The 22,470-nt window shown below is 55.6% G+C and carries 20 protein-coding genes; 6 read left to right on the forward strand and 14 right to left on the reverse strand.

What is annotated here, in order from left to right; translation table 11 throughout:
- Positions 1–11: 11 nt before the first annotated feature.
- The 8 genes from ABJT94_RS06780 to xylA all read right to left on the reverse strand — a co-directional run bounded on the left by ABJT94_RS06780 (position 12) and on the right by xylA (position 7,559).
- Positions 12–530 carry a hypothetical protein gene (locus tag ABJT94_RS06780; protein ID WP_348474661.1) on the reverse strand — a complete coding sequence of 173 codons (519 nt, stop codon included), beginning with the start codon at positions 528–530 and terminating at the stop codon, positions 12–14.
- Positions 499–1,185: a hypothetical protein gene (locus tag ABJT94_RS06785; protein WP_348474662.1), complete on the reverse strand. Its 687-nt coding sequence runs from the start codon at positions 1,183–1,185 to the stop codon at positions 499–501. The genes ABJT94_RS06780 and ABJT94_RS06785 overlap by 32 nt, the downstream gene beginning before the upstream one ends.
- Positions 1,185–1,835 (reverse strand): hypothetical protein, encoded by a 651-nt coding sequence (locus ABJT94_RS06790; RefSeq protein WP_348474663.1) that lies wholly within the window; start codon positions 1,833–1,835, stop codon positions 1,185–1,187. Before ABJT94_RS06790 ends, ABJT94_RS06785 begins: the two co-directional genes overlap by 1 nt.
- Positions 1,832–2,584 carry an ABC transporter ATP-binding protein gene (locus ABJT94_RS06795; protein ID WP_348474664.1) on the reverse strand — a complete coding sequence of 251 codons (753 nt, stop codon included), beginning with the start codon at positions 2,582–2,584 and terminating at the stop codon, positions 1,832–1,834. The genes ABJT94_RS06790 and ABJT94_RS06795 overlap by 4 nt, the downstream gene beginning before the upstream one ends.
- The gene (locus tag ABJT94_RS06800; RefSeq protein ID WP_348474665.1) at positions 2,577–3,575 is read right to left on the reverse strand and encodes an iron ABC transporter permease; all 999 of its coding nucleotides are present in this window, start codon (positions 3,573–3,575) and stop codon (positions 2,577–2,579) included. Before ABJT94_RS06800 ends, ABJT94_RS06795 begins: the two co-directional genes overlap by 8 nt.
- Before the next feature lie 47 nt (positions 3,576–3,622).
- Positions 3,623–4,717, reverse strand: a complete 1,095-nt coding sequence (locus ABJT94_RS06805; RefSeq protein WP_348474666.1) for an ABC transporter substrate-binding protein — start codon at positions 4,715–4,717, stop codon at positions 3,623–3,625.
- A 109-nt stretch (positions 4,718–4,826) separates the two neighbouring features.
- On the reverse strand, positions 4,827–6,173 hold the full coding sequence (locus ABJT94_RS06810; protein ID WP_348474667.1) for an FAD-binding oxidoreductase: 1,347 nt from the start codon (positions 6,171–6,173) through the stop codon (positions 4,827–4,829).
- A gap of 66 nt (positions 6,174–6,239) precedes the next feature.
- Positions 6,240–7,559, reverse strand: coding sequence for a xylose isomerase (gene xylA / locus ABJT94_RS06815; RefSeq protein ID WP_348474668.1), 1,320 nt, complete (start codon positions 7,557–7,559; stop codon positions 6,240–6,242).
- 586 nt (positions 7,560–8,145) lie between these two features.
- On the opposite strand from xylA, the gene ABJT94_RS06820 reads away from it, so the two are divergent.
- The 5 genes from ABJT94_RS06820 (at position 8,146) to ABJT94_RS06840 (ending at position 14,704) form a co-directional block, all read left to right on the forward strand.
- Entirely contained in the window at positions 8,146–9,453 is a 1,308-nt protein-coding gene (locus ABJT94_RS06820) for a Rieske 2Fe-2S domain-containing protein (RefSeq protein WP_348474669.1), read from the forward strand.
- Between the two features lie 21 nt (positions 9,454–9,474).
- The gene (locus tag ABJT94_RS06825; RefSeq protein WP_348474670.1) at positions 9,475–10,467 is read left to right on the forward strand and encodes an ABC transporter substrate-binding protein; all 993 of its coding nucleotides are present in this window, start codon (positions 9,475–9,477) and stop codon (positions 10,465–10,467) included.
- 176 nt (positions 10,468–10,643) lie between these two features.
- On the forward strand, positions 10,644–11,639 hold the full coding sequence (locus ABJT94_RS06830; protein WP_348474671.1) for a TAXI family TRAP transporter solute-binding subunit: 996 nt from the start codon (positions 10,644–10,646) through the stop codon (positions 11,637–11,639).
- Positions 11,640–11,824: 185 nt separating this feature from the next.
- The gene (locus tag ABJT94_RS06835; RefSeq protein WP_348474672.1) at positions 11,825–13,735 is read left to right on the forward strand and encodes a TRAP transporter fused permease subunit; all 1,911 of its coding nucleotides are present in this window, start codon (positions 11,825–11,827) and stop codon (positions 13,733–13,735) included.
- Positions 13,736–13,825: 90 nt separating this feature from the next.
- Positions 13,826–14,704: an EamA family transporter gene (locus ABJT94_RS06840; protein ID WP_348474673.1), complete on the forward strand. Its 879-nt coding sequence runs from the start codon at positions 13,826–13,828 to the stop codon at positions 14,702–14,704.
- 76 nt (positions 14,705–14,780) lie between these two features.
- Here the strand turns inward: ABJT94_RS06840 and ABJT94_RS06845 are convergent, their stop codons facing one another.
- The 4 genes from ABJT94_RS06845 to ABJT94_RS06860 all read right to left on the reverse strand — a co-directional run bounded on the left by ABJT94_RS06845 (position 14,781) and on the right by ABJT94_RS06860 (position 18,369).
- A complete protein-coding gene (locus ABJT94_RS06845) occupies positions 14,781–15,533 on the reverse strand; it encodes a class II aldolase/adducin family protein (RefSeq protein WP_348474674.1) in 753 nt (250 codons plus the stop codon).
- 131 nt (positions 15,534–15,664) lie between these two features.
- Complete coding sequence (locus ABJT94_RS06850) at positions 15,665–16,177, reverse strand: MarR family transcriptional regulator (RefSeq protein ID WP_348474675.1); 513 nt, start codon at positions 16,175–16,177, stop codon at positions 15,665–15,667.
- Positions 16,178–16,201: 24 nt separating this feature from the next.
- Complete coding sequence (locus ABJT94_RS06855) at positions 16,202–17,404, reverse strand: Gfo/Idh/MocA family oxidoreductase (RefSeq protein WP_348474676.1); 1,203 nt, start codon at positions 17,402–17,404, stop codon at positions 16,202–16,204.
- On the reverse strand, positions 17,401–18,369 hold the full coding sequence (locus ABJT94_RS06860; protein ID WP_348474677.1) for a PDR/VanB family oxidoreductase: 969 nt from the start codon (positions 18,367–18,369) through the stop codon (positions 17,401–17,403). The genes ABJT94_RS06855 and ABJT94_RS06860 overlap by 4 nt, the downstream gene beginning before the upstream one ends.
- Before the next feature lie 102 nt (positions 18,370–18,471).
- On the opposite strand from ABJT94_RS06860, the gene nadC reads away from it, so the two are divergent.
- A complete protein-coding gene (gene nadC / locus ABJT94_RS06865; RefSeq protein ID WP_348474678.1) occupies positions 18,472–19,332 on the forward strand; it encodes a carboxylating nicotinate-nucleotide diphosphorylase in 861 nt (286 codons plus the stop codon).
- 581 nt (positions 19,333–19,913) lie between these two features.
- On the opposite strand, the gene ABJT94_RS06870 is transcribed toward nadC, so the two are convergent.
- Both ABJT94_RS06870 and ABJT94_RS06875 read right to left on the reverse strand, forming a co-directional pair.
- Positions 19,914–21,680, reverse strand: a complete 1,767-nt coding sequence (locus tag ABJT94_RS06870; protein ID WP_348474679.1) for an endonuclease/exonuclease/phosphatase family protein — start codon at positions 21,678–21,680, stop codon at positions 19,914–19,916.
- 6 nt (positions 21,681–21,686) lie between these two features.
- Positions 21,687–22,286, reverse strand: coding sequence for a hypothetical protein (locus ABJT94_RS06875; protein WP_348474680.1), 600 nt, complete (start codon positions 22,284–22,286; stop codon positions 21,687–21,689).
- Between the last annotated feature and the right edge of the window lie 184 nt (positions 22,287–22,470).

Genomic DNA, 22,470 nt, shown 5'->3' on the forward strand with positions numbered 1-22,470 from the left:
AACAGTACGGGTTACTCGGAGACCTGCCGGGCAAGGTAGACTTGCCCGGCAGGCAACGCCATTATTCGATTCGCCATTTCATGTTTCAGAACTTCCTGCCGGCGCTCATCTTCGGGTGTCCGGTCAGGCTTCCGACCTAGCGCAATAAACTCCGGGTCAATAATTCCGGGCTGAACAACCAGTTCAATAACCGTATTGCCATAGGTCACTCTGAACCAGTACCGCCCCCTTGCAGCCTCTACTGCTGCCTGGTCGCCCGCCTGTATATCGACCTCATAGCGCCCCTCGGTATTGGCGCGAGTAACCAACTCCACTACATCGCGTGCACCCGGACCGGGAAAGGCCGTCAGTACATGAAGTTTTCGGCGCTCAACCGGACGGCCACCATTCAACAGGGGTAAAGCCGCCTCCAGCATCTTAAAGCCGTGCGCAACGCCTCCCGGGAAGCCGCGTCCATGATAGTTTAGTGCTTCGTCAAAGTTAAAAGACAAGGCGGTGTCATTTTCCAGAACAGTCAGTTGCTGTGTCATCGTGCTGCAACGCTCCCTCAATTTGTTGGTTAAGTCGTTTTCGTACCCAGGGTAAGAAGCCACCCAGAAACGCAGTTGTTGCAGGCATAAAAAAGCTGCCATGGTGATACATGGGGTCCAGGCTGGTGAGAATAAGATATCCCTCCCGCCCCAAAGGACCTTCCAATAAAACCGATTGCCCGCTGCGATGATTCAGGATGGAACAAAAGCCCTCGGGTAGCGTATGCAAGGCGTGCAAATGCCAGCGACAATCGGCAAACGCCACGTACTGAAACAGATCGTGGTTATCATCGGCCGGTTGCAGTTCTGGTCCGTCTTCTGCTGTTAACCACCACCAATAGTTGGTAGCAACGGGCTCAGTAGGCAGCGGCATCAGCCAGGAGTCAGGCTGAGTCTCCCCCATGACCACGAGCAACCCACCTTGCTCAGCGAAACGCAGTAAATCGTCGCGCCAGGGAAGCAACCGATGCGCCGGTGTCCGGCATGGCACCAGAACCGCATCGGCCCGTTGCAGGTGTGCTTCGGTTAAATCGTCGAGATACACCACTTCATCAAAAAAAGGCGACAGCGCCGGATCGGTAAAGGTGAAATGGTGATAGGCCGCACCCGCATCCAGCGCAATCATATGTCCGCTATAGGACAAGGGTTGACTCATTAGCTGATTTCCCCCTCAAGACGCCCTTCGTTGTGATGCGCCAGAACCCAATTGCGCAAGTTCTCCAATACTGTATGACGCAGCTCTGTACTGTCGGCAAAGGTAAACAAATCGTTCCCGGCATGCATAAAAAAGGCTCCGCCCTGAGGCCGCGCCCAATACCAGTCAACAGGATGCTCTTCTGGCTGCGGCCCCAATCCGTTAACTGGCGTGGCACCCGGCGGGGGCGGATTGTGACCACGACCCCAGAATCCTGCGACACCTTTGCGATACGTCAGTGCCTCAGCCGGTACCTGTGAGAACAGCGGATGCACTTTCAACTGAGTAACGGTCAAATACGCCAGGGTGCGCACCGGCATGGGCACGAAGGGTAATAACTCGGGTAACGGCGAATGGGCGATGGCGCCGTTCCAAATAACCAGCCCACCCTGGTTCAGATAACGCACCAGTCCGGCCCGTTGTCGTACCAGTGCAATCTGGTCGGCGTGTGATCCGATAATGACTGCGGGCCAATCGGTCACATTCACCCAATTCAGGTCATCAGGCTGCAGGGCGTCGAAGCCTATGAATGCCGCAGAGGCTTCTTGTTGCAGCGAGCCGGATACAGGACCGTCCTGAATGAGCCCAAGCATCAGGTAAGACGGATTCATGCCATCCCCCCGAATACCGGAACAACCGCACGGTGCGACTGGCCATTGTGCTCAAAGGGCAACGTTCGAATATCGATGTTGTACAACCGCGCCATTTGCTGATCAGTCAGGACGTCGTCGCATGCACCGAACTGGTACTCGTTTGGTCCAAACATCAGCAGAACACGATCGGCAATGGCCAGAGCATGTTGCGGCGAATGGGTGGTAAACAGCACGGTTACGCCATCGTTACGGGCTTGCTCGAGCACCGCAAGTACGCGGTTCTGATTGTGGTAATCGAGGGCCGAGGTGGGCTCATCCAGAACCAGAATATCGCACTGGGACGCCAGAGCCCGTGCTATCAGCACCAACTGGCGCTGACCACCGCTGAGCTCTGTCAGCCGTCGACTGGCCAGTGCTTCGATGCCCACACGGGCCATGGCCTCGTCCGCCAGTTGATAGTCTGCCCGGCCGGGAGACGCAAACAATCCCAGAGTCCGGGCGCGTCCCATCACCACCAGATCACGAACCCGGTAAGGAAAAGAGGTGTCGGTTCCCTGCGGCACGTAAGCGGGCAGCCCTGCGAAACTAACACGGCCCTGTTGCGGTTTTATCAACCCTAAAATGGCCTTCAGCAGCGTCGTTTTACCGCGCCCATTCGGCCCGATAATGGCGCCCACTTCGCCTTTTAGCAGCGACAGGGAATGATGCTGAAATACCCAGGGAGATCGGGCATGGTGGCGAAAACCAAGATCCGTCGCTTCAATCATGTAACGCTCCCCGGCGGCTGGACTGGCGCAGAAGCCACGCAAAAATGGGCGCGCCAACAATGGCCGTCAGGACACCCAGCGGAATTTCCGCAGACGTCAGTGACCGCGCCAGAGTGTCGATAACGACCATATAAGCAGCACCCATCAATACCGAGGCTGGCAATACTTTTCGGTGATCCGGCCCAAGTAGCAAGCGGGCGAAATGCGGGATAACCAGGCCAACCCAGTCCACCACACCGGAAACACTGACCGAGGCGGCCACCAGCGCAGTGCACAGTGCCAAAACCACCCAGCGTGTTCGCTCAACCGGAATACCAAGAGACTGCGCCTCTTCGTCGCCCAGCGACAAAACGTTGATGCGAAAGCGCATTAATAACAGCGGTACACCCGCCAACAGCAAGACGCCGCCAACGACCCAGACTTTCTCAAAACTTGCCGTGGCAAAACTGCCCATTAACCAGTACACAATGGTTGGCAAACTGTCTTCCGGATTTGCCAAATAAGTTAAGAGCGATACCAGCGCTGAACAAAACGCGCTAACCACAATGCCGGCAAGCACCAGCGTTAATGGTGACGAATTGCCACTGACTCTGGCCATGCTGTAAGCGATCAGCATCGCCAGTGCGCCGAACACAAAGGCACTGCCAATAACAGCCGCTGTGCCCAAAGCCAGAAACAACGCCAGTACGCCTCCGAGTGCGGCCCCAGACGAAACACCCACAATCTGAGGCCCTACCAAGGGATTGCGCAGGGCGCCCTGCAAGGCGGCACCCGCCAGTGCCAAAGAGGCACCGACCAATGCAGCAATGAGCACTCGGGGCAGACGAATCAGCTCAACAACACGCGCCTCAACGGGCGTCCAGGTCACATCGACCGGCCACCAGGACGACGCCAGAATGCCAACAACGTGATTGACCGGAACCTGATAATTGCCGGTGCTCAGCGACACCACCATAACGGCAACCAGTAAAGCAACCAGAAGCCACCACACACCGCCTCGCACTCGAAACGGCAAAAATGTTGGGGCGACCTGAGACGTCATTGGCTGGCCAGTGCCGGACTCAGAAACCGTTCGTAGCCAGCCGCATTCTGGTTATGCTCAACCCGCAGTATCGCATTCAACTGATTCTCTGAAGGCGTCTGTCCATAGATCCACTGGTAGGCATCCCGCATTTCATGGCGCAAGTCATAGTCGACCTGATCGGGTTGCAGCAGGCTTGTGAGCCACATCCACATCAGCGGGCTTTCCTGATTGGGCGGATCCCAGCGGTAACCACCCAGTGGCACGTGGTAAACGCGCCGATTGACCACCGCACTGACATCGGCAAACAACGGGTTGTCGTAAACATCCTGCGGCGATAACCCGGCTTCAAAGCCGTTCAGCAAAATGACTTCAGGATCCCAGTTCAAAATTTGTTCCGCATCAATCGTTAGCCAATTGTTGCCTTCTGCCGGGTTGGCACCGCCGGCCAGATCAATATAAAAGTCATTGTAAGTACCCTCGGCTGCCACCCGGTACTCCGACAGAAAACGCAAGAAGTACAGCGTTCTTGGCTTCTCTGCTTCTGTCACATCGGCCAGTTGATCGCGAATGTCCGCCAGTGTCTGATCACGCCACTGAATCATTCGCTGGCTTTTCTCCTCTTCACCCAACAACTCACCCAGTAACTGAATCCAGCCCTGTGCCAGCTCTTCGGTGCCGTAATTGAGTGTTGCGACCGTCAAGCCAGCCTGTTCAAGCGGCTCAATAATGTCTGTTCCGCGGTGTGCCCACTGCAATACCAGGTCCGGGTTCACCGTGAGCAAGCTTTCAATATTGGGCATAAAGCCATTGCCAACGATGTCACTGGGAATGGTCGAAGCGTCGGGGTAAAACTCGCCCAGAATGCCTTCTTCCAGTGCTGTTTTGGACGCCGGATGCATGGCGGCCAATCGGTCCACCCCACCGGCAACGGAGGTGAACATGGACGCGGCAGGCATGGGAATGGTGGCCACACGTTGGGCAGGTTCGTCCAGTACAACCGGACGATCGTTCTGATCCAGAACGTTAATGGCACCCTGCTCTGCCAACGCCGAGGTACAAAAAGCCAGGGAAGTGGCAACCAATGCCACCGGTAAAAGGGACACTCTCATCAGAAGGGTTCCTTGTCGGAAAATTCGACAAGGATAATATTGATAACCATTGCTATTTACAACTGGTTATTATTTTCTTTGTCCTCCCGGATCGCTGTTCAGTGACCCGCTAAAACGCCAGCCCCGGCTTCAAGACCTGCCCGCTGCTGAAGCGATTGAACGAAAAAGCCGTTAAATCGTGACCAATCGCTCGCTCCATAACCAGGTCTGCCACCACCCGACCAATAGCCGGGCCGATGCCAAAGCCATGGCCGCTGAGGCCGGTGGCGATCACCAGGCCCGGTAGATCTGGCACGCGATCAAGAACGGGAACCTCATCAGGCAAGGTATCGATCATCCCGGCCCATGCCTGCCTTATTGTGGGTCGGCCGAGCGCGGGCCAGGTGTCGGCAAAACGGTCCAGAGCGGCATTCAGGGTGCGCATGTTGGGAGCCGGGTTCAGTACTCGCATTCGTTCGAACGGGGTTTCTTCGCTGGGAATCCAGCGCCTTGCCGTACCCCAGGCATCGGGAAACCCGCTGGGAGCCGCCAGACGCAACCGGGTGGTTTTTAGCCCGGACTTCACCTGTTCGCGAAAGGCACCGAAATTCCTGAAAGCATCTGGCCCCAGATAAAAATCATGCGAAAAACCATGGGCAATGCTGTAGCCGCCATCGGCACGTGGCCTGAATGCCAGCGCCGGGTCTGCGGCACCGCCTGGAAACACAGCTGGCATGGGGTTCGTCGCCATGGCTGACGCCAGCACACTCAGCTGTGGTAATACAATGCCCTGGGCGCGCGCAAACAGGGATGACCAGGCACCCCCGGCCAGAACAACCTGATTGCACCGAACCCTGCCGGCCTCCGTCCATACGCCAGCCACCTTACCGGCGTTTATATCCAGCGAGCGCACCGCACAGTGTTCGCGCAACAAGACACCGGTCCGTTTTGCCAATCGGGCCAGCGCCGGCACCGCTAGCCAGGGTTCGGCCCGGGCATCGCTGGGGGTGTACAAGCCGCCTAGCCAATTTGCGCGGGCACCGGGCAGATAATCGGCCAGTTCCTGCGCGCTGAGTGCCCGGCTATCCACCCCGGCGTGCCTGGCAAAAGGCAACCAGCGCTCATAGGTTTCGAGCTCGGACTGCTCGGATGCCATGTACAGGATGCCGGTGGTTTTAAAGCCGATGTCTTCACCAACCTCATCCGCCAGCTGATGCCACAACCGGTTGGCTTCCACCATGATCGGCAGTTCAGCCGGATGGCGACCCTGCTGACGTATCCAACCCCAATTGCGGGAGGATTGTTCGCCAGCAATGCGGCCTTTCTCACACACCACAACCCGCTGACCCTGCTTCGCCAGAAAATAGGCGGTCATCACACCCGCGATGCCGCCACCGATGATCAGCGTATCGCACGCCTCGGGCAACGCATCCTGATGTGCCAGGCGAGAAAGATCGGTAAAGGGAAAATCTGACATAACGTAAGTAACCTGAAGCAATGACACAAAACCAATGAGTGATCAGGTTACTCTATCACAGGTGCTTTACCCGAATATCACCCGGTTGACTCGGTTCTCCAGCATTTCCTGACCGCTGGAAACCGGTTGCGGATTCAGATTCCGGGACACGGCATGATCAGATACAGCGGCCAAATCCAGGGTTCCATTCAGGATGTTCTGCCCCAGCTCACCTTGCCAGCGGGCATAGCGTGACTCGACAAAATCGCTCAGTACCTTTTGCTCATACAATTCGGCCGCTTTCATGAACGACAGCGCAATGGTATCCATAGCGCCTACATGGGCATGAAAGAAATCCTCAGGCGCTATTGAGGTGCGGCGCAGCTTGGTGTCGAAATTAAAACCACCGGTGCTGAAACCGCCCGCCTTGATGATTTCATAACAGCCCAGCGTCATCTCTTCGACACTGTTCGGAAACTGATCGGTATCCCAGCCGTTCTGGTGATCGCCACGGTTGGCGTCGACCGATCCCAGAATTCCCAGCGCAGCTGCTGTGGCCAATTCATGCTCAAAGGTATGTCCGGCCAGGGTGGCGTGGTTTACTTCAATGTTGACCTTGATCTCTTTTTCCAGACCAAATTTTTGCAGAAACCCGAACACCGTTGCCGAGTCATAGTCATACTGGTGTTTGGTCGGTTCCTGGGGCTTGGGTTCAATCAACAGGGCGCCCTTGAACCCGATTTTGTGCTTGTGCGCCACCACCATTTGCAGAAAGCGGCCGAGCTGTTCCTGCTCTCGTTTCAGGTCGGTGTTGAGCAGTGTTTCATACCCTTCGCGCCCGCCCCAGAGCACATAATTTGCACCCCCCAGCCGATGCGTCGCATCCAGCGCCTGCTGCACCTGCGAACAGGCATAGGCAAACACCTCCGGATCCGGATTGGTGGCCGCACCGGCCATATAGCGTTTGTGGCCAAAGTTCTTCGCGGTGCCCCACAGCAGCTGCACACCGGTCTCTTCCTGCTTCTGCTCGGCCCGGTCGACCATGCGGGCCAGGTTCTCCCGGCTCTCGATGATGGTCTGACCTTCCGGCGCGATGTCGTAATCGTGAAAGGTCCAGAACGGAGCGCCCAGCTTCTGAAAAAACTCGAACGCCACGTCCATTTTCTGCTCGGCCAAAGCCAGCGCATCAGCCCCGCTGTGCCAGGGGCGCTGAAAAGTACCCTCGCCAAACACATCGGCACCGTCCCAACAGAAGTTGTGCCAGTAACAGACGGCGAACCGCAGGTGATCTTTCAGTGGCGCACCCAACACGATGCGCTCCGGATCGTAATGATGAAACGCCAGCGGGTTATCGGAACCCGGCCCTTCAAAGCGTATCGGGTTGATTGCACGGAAGAAATCCGTCATGGGTGGCCTCCTGGTATCGGTTTGAGTCGTTGTCTTTTATTTTGGTAGTCGAATTTATTATGTATTAGAAGCTTTGACGCGTCAATTATTAGCGCCAGGAATGAGCGCAGTGCTGTTACGGGCAGAGACTCAAGGTGCGATAGGTGGGGCTGAAACGACTAGAGATAGACTTGTCCTTGGGTGGGCTGGCACAAAAGATCTGAGCACAGCATTGAACCGAAGTAACGCTGAGGCGTTCTGAGAGGCGTGTGCACTAACAATGCATTGGAACGCAGAATCCATAGGGCTGGCCCGGGCTTTTACAATTCGGGACAGTTGTCTAGCCTCGAGAAGACGATGTAGATAAAAGCGCTGAAAACCCCCTAAATCAACTCAAAAACCCGGAAATACTATCAAATCGAGAGTCTTTGATTTCCCCTTAGGCATGGCTGCCTACCTATTTAGACCCTGCTATCGGAGTGGGATTGCCTTGACAAACAAGGCGTATTAGCCCAACTTTCAATAATATTAGATATCTAATTTTATTTGATTGATCCAGATCAAGGTATCTACAACCCTGATAACAAGACGAAGAGGTATGGGGCCAATGTTATCCCACGAAGACAATGATTTGCTGTGTCGTATAGAAGGCGACACCCCTATGGGCAAGATCATGCGCAGCCACTGGATGCCAGCCTGTCTGTCAGAAGAAGTCCCTGAAATTGATGGCAAGCCCATCCGTATTCGCCTGCTGGGTGAAAACCTCGTGGCCTTTCGAGACAGTGATGGCCGGGTTGGTGTCGTTGATGAAAAGTGCCCGCACCGCAAGGCATCAATGGCCCTGGGTCGAAACGAAGAGTGTGGCCTGAGGTGCCTCTATCACGGCTGGAAAATTGACGTGGATGGCAATGTGGTGGAAATGCCCTCAGAGCCTGCCGAGTCAAAACTGGCTGAAAAGGTAAAGGTGAAAGCCTACAAGACACATGAAGCCGCCGGCTTTATTTGGGTCTACATGGGGGATCAGACTGCGATTCCCGATTTTGAACCGCCTGTCTTTCAACCTGATCCGACGACCAAAATTTCGATCGGTAAGGCCATTATCAATTGCAACTGGGCACAGATACTGGAAGGGGCCATTGATTCCGCTCATTCGTCCACACTGCATTCAACCGACATGGTGCCAGCCCGAAAAACCAACGCAGAAGCCGATGAATCGCTCTGGTATCGCCCCTCCACAGACCGGGCACCGCGGTTGCAAATCGAAACAACACCCTTCGGTTTTCGCTATGCAGCCATTCGCCGACCGATCAAGGATGCCAAGACTCACGACTATGTGCGTACCACTTTGTTTATAGCACCGCACACCGTACAGATTCCACCCAACAACCGGTACAACATCGCTATTGTCCACGTCCCTATCGACGATACCCATACTGCCTTCCATTTCATCGCCTGGGGCAAGCCTGAAACCACACCTGACACTGAAAGCTGGCGCAAGTTCCTGGCCTTACAGGTAGGCATCGATGTGGATGAATCGTTCAACCGGTTCAATGGCTATGAGCAAAACTACGGTCAGGACCGGATCATCATGAAAACCGGTGAAAGCTTCACCGGCATTCGGGGAATACCAAATCAGGATGTGGCGATGTGGGAAACCATGGGCCCGATCGCCGACCGGTCGGAAGATCGCCTGGGAGCCAGTGACCTGGCCATCGTGGAGTTTCGTCGTCAGATGGTTCGGGCGGCCAAGGTCGTCGCCGACGGTGGCCCGGTGATCGGTACCGCCGAGCCTCGGGTCTCGCACAGCAAACTGAAGTCTTTCGAAGGCATCGTCCCAAAAGGCACTGAATGGCGATCTATCGGTCGTGCTCCGGAAGAATCTGAGCTGGTTGACGCTGAAACCACAAACGCCTGACAAATCGAGCGAGAATAACCTATGAGCAAATTAACCTTGTCGGTCGCCGTCGGAAACTACGACCGGATGAGACCCCTCATCGATGGTGATGTTCAAATCGATGGTGTCGACCCAGTCTTCATGCTGCACGACCCGGAGGAAATATTTTTCCGGGCGTTTCGCCACGCCGACTTTGACATTACCGAATTGTCAATGAGCAGCTACACCGTAAAAACCGCAAACGGCGACAGCCCTTACATTGGTGTACCGGTGTTTCCGTCGCGCGCGTTTCGCCACACGTCTATCTATATCCGCACCGACCGGGGCATACGCTCCCCAGCCGATTTGCGCGGCAAGCGCATTGGCGTACCAGAGTACCAGCTGACCGCCAACGTCTGGGTCCGATTGTTCCTGGAAGAAGACTATGGCGTAAAGCCGAATGAAATGACCTGGGTTCGGGGTGGCTATGAAGAAGCCGGCCGGGTAGAGAAAATCAATCTGAACCTTACCGATGGGGTCGAGGTGGTCAATGCACCAGCAGGCGAAACCATTTCCAATATGCTCGCAAACGGCGACCTTGATGCGGTCATCGGCCCACGCGCACCGAGCTGCTTTACGCAGGGCAACCCAAATGTGGGCTATCTGTTTGATGACCCGATGACAGAAGCAAAAGCATGGTATCAGCGCACCGGGCTTTTCCCGATCATGCACTTGCTTGGTATTCGCAAAACCTTGGTCGAAGCGCACCCATGGTTGCCGTTTTCGGTATACAAAGCGTTTGATGCTTCAAAACAGAAAGCCCTGACACACCTGACGGATACGTCAGCCACCAAAGTGACCCTGCCGTTTGTTGAAGATCAGTTACGCGCTGCCCGACAGTTAATGGGAGAGGATTTCTGGTCTTACGGATTCGATGCCAACCGGGAAACGCTGTCGCGCTTTCTGACACAACATCACGCAGAGGGCTTGTCGAGCCGTCTGGTCAGCCCCGAAGAGATGTTTCACCCTGCCAGTATGGAGAGCTTTAAAATCTGAGTGCCCGGCGGTATTTGGCAGGCACCGCCCAATACAGCTTCAGTTACTAGGTGCCAACTCGTTGGACAGGAGGTTTTTTGAAAACGGGTTGAAATAAGATCAAAGAACATTTGGCACAAAGTGCCGTGACTTACAATGACAACAACCGAACCACTAACAAGAAAAAGAGGTCAGACATGAAAAAACTCATACAAAAATCCATTGCTGCACTGGCAACCGCCGGCGCATTGATCAGTGTCTCGCCAGCTCAGGCTGAACCCTACACGATGAACGTCGCCGGTGCGTCACCGGGTGGTCTTTGGACGTTGCTTGGTGCTGGCATTGATGCCAGCGTGCGCGAATCTTATCCGGGTTCTACCATTACTTACCAGACATCAGGCGGTGGTATTGCCAACGTCGCATTACTGCAGCGCGACCAGGCCGATATGGCGCTGATTCACGATGCTGAACTGTTACTGGCAAAAAATGGCGGTTCGCCCTTCCGTGAGCCCGTCGATAGCATCCGGGTTCTGGCTTACATGTATACCTGGGCACCCATGCAACCACTGATGCGTGACAGCTTTGCCGAAGAGCATGGTATTGAGACCTTCGAAGACATCGCCCGCGTCAAACCACCCATCACGGTGGCCATTAATCGTCGTGGAAACATCGCGTCCAGCGTTGCCGAACAGATGTTTGCAGCCATCGGTGTCACTGAAGAAGACATCGAAAGCTGGGGCGGACAGTTGATCTATGCAGCTTCCGATGAGCAAATGAGCCTGATTCAGGATCGCCGTGCCGACATGATTCTCAACAGCCTTTTTGTCCGTCATAGCTCGATCATGCAGGCAGGAAACAGTGTCGACCTTGAGTTGCTGCCCGTGAGTGAGGCGACGATCGACACCGTCAACGAAGTCAGCGGTACCATTGCCTTCGTCATTCCGGAAGGTTCGTACGAGTGGTCGCCAGCTGCGGCACCAACGGTGTCACTGGGCGCGGCACTTGCTGTCAGGTCTGATATGGACGAGCAAACTGCCTACAACCTGACCAAGGCATTGTTTGAAAACCACCAACTGATTGCGGGCGTGCATCCGGCAATGCGAGCACTGACACAGGAAGTAATGGCATCGATCGATGTTGTTCCTTTCCATGAGGGTGCTTTGCGCTACCTGGAAGAAGCCGGGTTGCGCTAATACTGCCGCAGGAGGGGTCTGGTCGGCCCCTCTGTTAGAACACAGGGGCCAACCGGATCGTCGATCTGAACGCCCCTGACTCACAGACTTGAAGGTCATTGATCTAGCCGGGAGTCATGTTCCGGCCGCGACTTTTTATTCGCTTTATATTAACGTTTTTAGACCCATCAAGAGGGTATTGGACTATGAGTCAACTCCTGAGTGCGCTGATAGAGACGGGAACCCGACGCGTTCTCACCGGTGCGTTGAAAACCGGAGTTCAGAGTTGCGCCGCGCTAATCGCTATAGGCGTGATTTATACAACCACCATTGTTTACATCGATTTGTATGTGATGACGGTTGTATTTCTGTCTGCCATTTTGGCGCTGCTATTTCTAATGTATACCGCAGGTCCCGCTGCACGCCAGGATCGACCCAGTGTGCTCGACTGGCTATTCACCGCTGCCAGCTTGGTGGTTGGCGCCTACTTTGCGATGGAAAGTGAACGTATTTCCGAACGCATTACCCTGCTGTTTCCTCTGGAAACTATGGACATAGTAATGGCCTCAGTGCTGCTGGTGCTGACCATAGAAGCGACACGACGTACCGTAGGGCTTGGTCTAACCAGCGTCGTATCCATCTTCGTAGCTTACAATCTCTTTGGTTACAACCTGCCAGCGGGTTTTGGCTTTCGTCAGGTCAGCTACAATCACTTTCTCGACATCATGATGTTTACGACTGACGGATTGTTCGGTGTACCGTTGCGTGTTGCAGCGACCTACGCCTTTTTGTTTGTCATGTTTGGTACCTTTTTATCGCGCGCCGGTGGAGCCGATTTCTTTTATAACTTTGCCTCTGCCATTGCCGGAAAAAAGGCAGGTGGGCCGGCAAAGATTGCCGTTATTTCATCCGGACTGTATGGCACCATGTCAGGCAGTCCCACGTCCGATGTCGTCACGACAGGTTCCATTACCATTCCCATCATGCAGCGTTTGGGCTACAGCAAACCCCTGTCGGGCAGCGTAGAGGTTGCCGCTTCAACCGGGGGCAGTCTGCTGCCTCCCGTGATGGGCTCTGCAGCCTTCATCATGGCAGAGTATACTGGCATCAGCTATCGCGATATTGTCATTGCCGGAATCGTGCCCGCTTTACTGTATTACCTCTGCGTTTACACCCAGGTACACCTGCGCTCTCAGAAAATGGGGTTAAAGGGTCTGAGCGATGAAGAGACCCCGAAACTGAAAGCCACGTTGAAAAACGGCGGGTTGTTTATTGTTCCGCTGCTCGCGCTGTCCGTGGCGCTGGTACTGGGCTACTCCCCTACCTACGTCGCCGCGGTTGCGACGGTTGTGGTCCTGCTGGTTGCGGCGGTACGGCCTTCGACGCGCATGGGGCTGGTTTCCATCTGGCTGGCGCTGGGGGAGTCAACCTTGCGCATGGTGTCTGTGGTCGCGGCCTGTGCGGCGGCCGGCCTGGTCATCGGGGGTATTTCAATGACCGGCCTGGGTGGTAAGTTTGCCGAGTTAGTCTTTGTAATGGCTGGCGACAGTACCTTTCTGGTTCTGGCTATTTCAGCGATACTGGCGATTATCCTGGGTATGGGCATGCCCACCCCATCGGCCTTCATCCTCTCGGCAGTGCTGGTTGGTCCGACCATGCTGGCGCTCGGCATCGGTGTGCTGCAAACCAACATGTTCATCCTGTACTTCGCTGTACTGTCGGCGATGACACCGCCGGTAGCGGTTGCCGCGTTTGCCGCTGCGGCCATTGCCGATGCCAAACCGCTTGAGATTGCCGTTGGCGCCGTGAGACTGGCGATTACCGCTTTTGTAGTACCCTTTGCCTTTGTCTATGGAGACGGCTTACTGCTCAGTGGCAGCATCAGCAACATCGTGATCTCTTGCGTGACCGCTGTGATCGGGGTTATCTTGCTCAGCATCGGTGTTGAAGGGTACTGGAAAGAACGCCTTGGCACCCCGGCAAGGTTGAGCTTTGGGTTAGCCGGCCTGTTGTTTATCTTTCCCAGCGTCATCGCCATTGCAGCCGCCGTTGTACTCGCACTGGTGGCAACCATGATGACACCACACCTGAGACTCCGATTTAAACTGTCGCACTAGCAGTCCATGCAATTTTAAAGTCAGGGCAGGTGAGCGATAGGCGCTCCCCTGCCATTTTTTTGTTGTTGAATTGCAATGGTGGACACGCTCATGGCTGTTCTGTGGTCCTTATTGTCGGCAATGATGTTTGCCGGCACCTTTATTCTGGTAAAGTTGGGGCGGCGAACCGTTACCACTCTTGCGACCCTTTGGATTACTCTCTCTTTTAATGTAGCGATCCTGTGGCCCTGGAGCCTGGCATTGCAACCCGTAGAGTTCTCACAGTGGTGGGACTGGCGCTATTTCGTGCTCGCAGGGCTTTTTGCGCCCTTGCTCGGGCGCCTATTTCAGTTCATCGGAATGGCCCGACTGGGTGCCAATATCACAACACCGATTACGCTAACTCACCCACTGGTGACCGTCGTGGTGGCCGTGCTCCTGCTGAGTGAGCCCGTTACCCTGACCAAACTTCTGGGTGGTGTGCTGGTGTTGGTTGGCTCATTGGCAGTCGGGTCACAGGGGCTTTCTCCCTCTGCACTGACAACCGTGCTGGGAGAACGGCAACGGCGCTACCTCTGGTTCCCGGTCGCCGCTTCTGTCGCCTACGGTATTTCCGTCGTGTTTCGCAAGATCGGAATTGACTTGGGTACCGATGCCGTCACTGCCAGTGCAGTGACCACCACCGCATCCTGGTTGGTCGTCACCGTCTTTGTGAGTCTACGCTGGCAGTGGCAAGATATTCGGTGCACAGCATTTGAGCTGAAGTATCTAGCAGCAGCGGGCTTACTGTCGAGTTTGGGACCGGTGTTTTTTTATCTGGCGTTACAGAAAGGTGAGCTGATTGTGGTGGCGCCACTGGCTGCGACAACACCATTGTTTGTGTTACTGGCAACCTGGTTACTGTCGCGGGAGGGTGAATTGTTTAGCCGAACCGTACTCACCGGCACGGTGGTTACCGTTATCGGAGTAAGCCTTATGACGGCCTTCTGAGACGGGTTTGAACCAGAACACATCACCCAGCGCCTGAAAGGAAAAGGCGCTGAGTGTTTTTGCTACGTTTCCAGACTCACGATAAGCCGCTATCCAGCCACTGTTTCTGGGCATGCCGGGCTCTCATTCGCCATAGCTGCCAGGGCCGCTCTACCTGGCCTTCAATCGTCTTTTGCGTCGTTTCCATTTCACCTTCACTGAGAAACTCTATGGACCCTAGCCGGTTTGCCTCCGCCTGAAGCCGTGCATTGACCTCCACGTAAATGGCCCGATAAACAGCTTGCTTCAGGGTTGGGGCAACAACCGTCGAGCCGTGGCCACGCATCAGTACGACGGTATTGTTAGCCAAAGTGGTCGACAGTGCTGCGCCCAGTGTCGGATTGGTGATCAGCAAATCGGTAGCATCACCGGCAACATCACGAATCTCGAAGACAGGTGTCTCACGACCAATAAACCCGCTCATGTGACACATGGGTCGTAATGGATTGGACCTGACTGCACTGAAGGGGACAACCGATGGAGAGTGACTATGGACCACCGCCATGACATCGGGCCGTGCGCGGAATATTTCACCGTGAATATAGCGTTCCAGGTAGACTTTTCGGGTATCGCCATCGACGACATTACCGTCCAGATCAAATTCAATGATGTCGTCGCGCGTAACCAGACCGGGGGCCATGTTGCGAGCGAGAAAGTAGTGATCTGGCTTGTCTGGGTGGCGCACGCTAACGTGCCCGAAGGCATCAACGACGCCTTCGTTAAACAATATCAGGTTGGCATCAACCAGGTCATCGAGCAGTTCCAGCATCGTCGCTGAGAGGTTTTTCATTGTTGTTGGCCTCGTGTGGCTGTGGGCGTCCGATGGCAGATTGGCATTGGCCCGTCCGCCGCGGGTACGCATGGGTTGCGGTAAAGCGGTGACTGCGATGCGAGGCCCGACCAGCGGGTGCAACACCACCGCTAGCGTTTAGGTTCAATGTCGTCGGTGGCGGCGTTGTCAACCGCGAGGTTGTCAATCATTGCCAGCAGCGTATTACGAGTGGCCTTTCGGTCCTGCTCGGAAACGCCCTCCAATGCTACCCGGTTAACGTCTTCTGCAAGTGGCGTGAGAACGTCTTTCAGGGCCCGACCTTTGTCGGTGAGAAAAATGTGCAGTTTGCGCCGGTTACCATTGAGGTGGCGCCGTTCAATTAACTGATTAGCTTCCATCGCCTTGAGTGCGGTAAAGGTCGTTGGCTCCATTACGCCCGCTTCTTCACTGAGTTCACGTTGTGTGAGTCCTTCGGTTACCCATAGAATTCTTAGAAAAGACCAGTGCCCAAAGCTTACACCGTGCTCTGCCAGGCGACTTTGCAAGCTTTTTGCCAACAACCGGCCAGCATCTCGCACCAGGTGGGCCATTCGATCGTTGGGTACATCCCGATGCCAGTGTTGCAAGACACTTTGGGTTTCCCGATTACTGTTTGGTGCCATCTCGTCAACTTCCTTACCAGTGAGTTATCCCTTCCGCGAGGCGACGGGGCATTGGTGAAATACATCAACGGCCTGCCCGGTTCGCGCTGACTCAAGCAGGGCAAAACAGACTTCCATGGTGGCTAGCCCCCAGTCACCGGAGTGGATGGGGGCCTGGTCGTTGCGCACAGCAGCCACCCACTCATCAAGCACTTCGCGCCTCGGGATGTCGGGTTCTGTTAAGGGTAAAGTACGATGCAGGGTGTGACCATAGACTTCAATGCCCTTTGGGCCAGGCTTGATATCTGCCTCATCACAGCAAGCCAGTACAAACCCAAAATGATTATGACCAATCCCTTCCAGTGATGTATCAGTCAAACCAAGGGCAGCACCATAGGCACGCTGATTCTTGAGAGCGGCTTCGGCTTGTGGAGACTCTATCTCAGCCAGGGCCTTGCGGGCTTTACCGTATTCTCCCGCCGAGCGCTGCTGACCCAGCTCACCTCGCCAGTCCTGCAGAACATCGCTGTCGTAGTGGGCGTAGCCACTGTAGGTCAGAGACGCAAAGGCGCCATTGGCAAAGGTAAGCAAGGCACTGTAAGCCCCTTCCGTAGGACGCTTCGGGTCCCATTGTCCGGTCTGCGCCATCACACGGGTTACTTCGCCACCGCCGAGTAATCGTACAATGTCGACCTGGTGCGCCGCCTGACTGTAAACAACGCCGCCCCCCCGGGCCGTGTCCAGCTCCTCCGGGCGACGCGGGCGATACAGAAAATCCGTAAAATTCATGGCATGGATCATGCGCACAGCCCCGACATCGCCGGAGCGAATCAATTCTGCGGTACGAAGATAGGGGGTGTCGAAACTGTGGCTATGCCCTACCAGCAGCCAGCGATTCGCAGCACGCATGGCATCGATCATGGCTTGGCAGTCTGTCAGCGAGAGTGCCATTGGTTTTTCAACCAGAACATGCTTTCCCCATCGCGCTGCGCATTCCACTTGCTCGCGGTGCAGGGCGTGTGGCGAGGCGATGTACACAGCCTCGACGTCGGGTGACTGGCACATGGCTTCAAAGCTGGGATAAGTCTGACCCTGAAAATCGGATTCAAACCGGGCGCGCGCGTCGTCTCTCGGATCAGTCGCGGCGACCAGGCGGATGTTCGGGTGAGCCGCCAGGGTTGGCAGCAGCAACATGAAGCCCCGGCCAAGACCCGCTATACCAACACGCAGGGGCGGGAGACGGCTCATTCCGGTAATCCGATAACCAGTCGCGGGCTAATCGCCCGGGAAACGCAAGGCATGATGTAGCGTTCCTGCTCCTGCTCACTTAATACCAGATCACGATGATCCGCTTCGCCTTCATAGAGTTCACAGCGGCAGGTGCCACAGGTGCCGCTTTCGCAGGACGACGGTACGTCAACGCCGTGTGCCGCCAAGGCTTCCAGCAAGGTCTGGTCGGTCCCGACTGTGATGACATCAGCCTGCCCCTGGAGCTGCACTTCAAAGGGCTGGTCATCCGGCTGGTGCGCGGCGTCGCTGGCTCCGAAATCTTCAAAGTGAACACTGCTGGGCGACCAGTGCCCGGACATGTCACGGACCTCCTCCATCAGAGCGCGAGGGCCACAACAGTACAAGTAAGCCCCCTTGGGCTGTTCGAGAACTGGCCACAGGTCATAGCGATTGTCAGGGTCACCTTCGCTGTGGTGAATCGTGACTTTCCCGCGAAATTCAGGCCCTTTCAGGGTCTCCAGAAAGGCAGTCTGTTTGGCATAGCGGCTTAGATAATAGAGTTTCCATGGCTTGGTACTGGTTTGCATTAACGTCTGGATCATGGAATACAGCGGGGTGATACCTATGCCTCCCGCGATGAAGACGTATCGGCTCGGGTTCCCGGTGAGCGGAAAGTCATTGATGGGTGTCGAAATCATAAAACGATCGCCAACCTGGCTGTCATCAATCAGGCTGCGCGAGCCACCTTTGCCCTCTGTTTCATATTTCACCACGATAACATAGCGGTCTGCGATATCGGGTCCCTGGCACAGTGAATACTGCCGAACCTCGCCATTAGGCACTTGAATTCGCAGGTGAGCACCGGCTTCGGCTGCGGGCAGCTCTGTGTCATTGGCGCTGGTAAACTCAAACTGAACAATACCGTCAGCTACGGCTTCCTTGGCTGACAGGGTGACCGCTATGTCAAGGGGCGGGTGGGCCATGGGGTGCAACCTCCAAATAAACTTATATATCTAAGATTATTGGCAGTGTTACCAAAATAAGGGATCATTGCAAGTCCGATGATCAACCCGATATGAGGCTTTATGTATTCAATTGACCCGGCCGCACTTAAAGCGGCTATCAAAGACAATGTCACAACCGCTCTGGCAGAGGATATTGCTGATGGCGATATCAATGCAGCCCTGATTAACGCACGAAGTACGGCTACCGCAAGCGTTTTATCGCGCCAAACCGCTGTTGTCTGTGGCACTGACTGGGTAGATGAAGTATTTCGCCAGATCGACCCGGCCGTTCAGGTCAACTGGCAAGTACGGGATGGCGATCGGGTGAACCCCGACGATGTTCTGCTGACACTGAATGGCAAAGCCCGGGCATTGTTGTCCGGAGAGCGCGTTGCGCTCAATTTCCTACAACTGCTCTCAGCCATCGCAACCAAGACAGCCTATTTTGTTGAAAAAGTGACGGATACAGGCGTCACTCTGCTTGATACCCGAAAAACACTTCCGGGACTGCGGCTTGCCCAGAAGTACGCAGTGACATGCGGCGGTGCTCAGAGCCATAGAATGGGGCTTTATGATGCCTTTCTGATCAAGGAAAACCACATCGCTGCCAGTGGCGGCATTCATCAGGCCGTTGCCCTGGCTCGCGCACTGGACAGTGAAAAAATCGTCGAAGTTGAAACGGAGACACTGGCGGAATTCCAGGAGGCTGTTGATGCCGGTGCCGATGTCATCATGCTTGACAACTTTTCGCTGGAAGATACTCGAACAGCGGTCGAACTTGGCGCCGGCCAGGTAAAAATAGAAGCCTCGGGGGGCGTAAACGAAAAGACACTGGTCGATATCGCGCATACCGGTGTCGACTTTATTTCCATGGGGACCCTAACCAAAGACATAGCCGCTATCGACTTATCAATGAGGCTGGTAACGTCGAACACAGGTTAAGTTACCGGGATGAACTATGACACTAGGCGCAACGTTTATGAGTAGGCAGGGCATTACACCTACTGAATCTGCGCAGAGCACCGCTTGGGTTTGAACCGATCAACCATGCAAACTAATACTGGCTGGAATTCAATGGCCGATTGAGCCAGGCATCATAGCAATGACTGTTGCTTTCGATCTAACACGGTTAGCCGAAAGCAACGGGCGGCGACCAAGCGGACATCCACACCATGCACTCGCGCATAACGTTCCTGCCGCCGGTAAAGGAGTTCGGCCACTTTTCTTCCCACGCCGCCCATTCCAGCGATGGCTACATTCATTCTTTTCACGCGTGCTTCCTCACTTTACGAACAGAACTGACAGATTAGCAAATGCCTTCATTTCCACTGCGTAGGGGCCTCGTACTTCTGGAAAGCGAACAAAGCCGTCGCCAAACCAGGATGGTGAACTGACAAAGAGATCTCGTCTCAGCGCGCTTTCAGGGTGATTTTCGCAATGACCGCGCCGCTATCCCGGAGCGCGGTCTGGCTCTGTATCCAGGCGCCCTGCTCAATGGAGAAGGAACGCGGAGCGGTACTGCGTTATTGTGCAAGACGGTCCGCCGGGTTCAGCCTCAAGTCAGCAACCAGCGGCCGATGATCCGACGCTACCCGGGCCAGGACCGAATCCGGTATTTCGATTCCGCTGGCCGTCAACCCCGCACCAAAATAGATGTGATCGATTCGAACCGATGGCAGACGCGTTGTAAACGTTGGCTGGGGCCGATGACCGGCAGTGGCCTCCTGGGCGTCGCGCAGCCGACGGTTCAAACCCCGACATACCAGGCTGAGCGGTACGGCATTAAAATCCCCACATAGAATCACCGGTTGCTGGCAATCCGGGTGTCCCAGCCAGTCCAGGCCCAGCAATGCCTCCATCTGTGCCTTGCGCTCCTGACCATTGAGACCCAAATGGGTGTTGATGATTTGTACCCTGCTACCGTGCAAGTCAACCTCCACACAGAGCGCCCCGCGCGGCTCGAGATTAGGCCTGGTCGCAAGACCCGGAAGCAGATCGGCTTTGACCAGCCGTTGGGGCAGATGGGTCAAAATAGCATCGCCATAGCGTTCTTCCTCGAGGTGGATCGCCGGGTGAAAGTGAAAATCCATCGCCAGTAACCGGGCAATTCTGTGGGCCTGATCGATGCCTTCGCTCCGGTCCCGACCGACATCCAGTTCTTGTAACGCAACAACGTCGGGTCGGCTGCGGGCAATGACACGGGCTATACGGGCAACGTCCAGCTTGCCATCCATACCGATGCAGCTATGCACGTTGTAAGTCATAATCCGGAGCGTATCGTCCGGGCGCTTGCGCGGTCGATACGCCTGCTGCCGGGCAGGGTATTCCTGCCGGCCAAGATGCGACAGGGCAGCGCGACGCAGGTCCAGCGGACGCAGGTAAGGCCGGGTCCGCGGTGGGATCGGGGCATCCACAGGAAGCAGAGCGAACCCCTGGGTTTCCCGGGGGCTGGCACCAGCATGACTGCCGTTCTCGATGGCGAAGGACATTGCCGCTATGCCGTCTCGCCACCCGAGCAAAACCAAATCACCCGAATAGGGATGTTCACACAGGCGAATCAGGTCGGGGGCCAGCTCCTCAATAAAGGGGTGGTTCTCTCCGAACAGTGGCTTCACATCATTCGGCAGTTGGAGTTCGCCGTCTTCGGTAAAAGCATGCACCTGTCCGGGAGAACTGACCAGCAGCACCACCGGTATATTGTGCTTCCCGACCAACTCCCGGGCGATGAAGACGTTCTCATCGCTCGTCATTGCCCGTGAAAAGTAGAGGTGAGCCACCGGACCCAGCGCTGTGATTTGCGGCCGGTCATGGTTTTCTCCGGGCTCGTGGCGCTCCACCGGGAACAGCCGTTGAATGCGACGCCCACCCAGGTAACGGACTCGCTGTGTCTGGTCGCCACTTAACGGAACAGGCTGGCTAGCGGGCAATGGGCTGTCGAGTGCCTGCAACGCCGTATTCACCGCCGTTTCAAGACTGTACCCGCTGATTCGCTGGTAACTCGTCGTCTCCGCCTGCCCGTGATCGGAGTAGACCCAGAGTTCATAATGCCGCCAGTGTGCCTGATGAGTCGCTCGCCACAGCCGGGCGATGGCATTATCGATACCTTTCAGTGTCCAGTGGGCGAATAAAGAGGTCGGGCCACGACGATGCGACTGCTCATCGTAGCCCAGCAGATTGATGTGAATGATCGGCAGCCCACGACTGATGTCTATTTTTCCGCCGATCACGCACAGTTCGCGCAGCAAAAGGGTAATCGCCACTCGGGTGGGCACAAATTTCAATTCTTGCACGAATCCTTAGCCGCTCGCCGTACCGCGTAACAGATCAACCAGTGCCAACACGGTTTCAACGACCAACAAGGCACCGACGCGCAAAAAGCTGTACAGATTGGTGAGTAGAAAAGCCAGCAGCACCAGAGGGTTAGCCCGTCGCAAAGATGGCCCCCACCCCATGGAAGAGGGGCAGAAATGGGGCTCTTCAGCGCCACCGGTAAAGTTATCCGAATAGGCACTGCCACCGGTTAGCAGACCGGCTTCGCCATCACGCTCCAGCCGTTTTTCCACCTCAGCAGCAATACCCGGTTCGTACATGCGCACGATGCGCTGACTGGCCGGGTCACGAAACGAAAAAGACGGCACGGCACAGGGCATGCCATAAAAAAGCTCTGCCTGCACGGCCGGTGTGGTGGATGGAAGCCCTGAATAATGGGTATGCAAACGGTAATGCTCACGCTGCAGCAACTGTTTCAAAAACGGCATCTCACCCTTTGCCAGCGCCGCCTCCAGTTCCGGGCGACTCAAACCGTCTACTTGAACCATCACCAGCCCGGGGCGCGTTGGCGCCCCCTCAGAGGCGGGAAGCCTCAAAAGCCGGGCCAGCAAAACACTCCGGCTCATAGTTCGACGCTGGCGGCGTATCCACGTTTCAATTCTAGTCAGCATGGTGGCCAGGTAACGCTAACGACTGCAACATCGCTAACCGGCGGTCTGCCGCTCGACGGCAAATCCGAAAAACGAATGCCAGGGTCGATCTGTTTCATGTGTCATCCTCACCCCGGGGTAGGTAACAACGGGTCACTTC

It is taken from the genome of Saccharospirillum sp., from assembly GCF_039982735.1.
Classification (GTDB): domain Bacteria; phylum Pseudomonadota; class Gammaproteobacteria; order Pseudomonadales; family Natronospirillaceae; genus Saccharospirillum.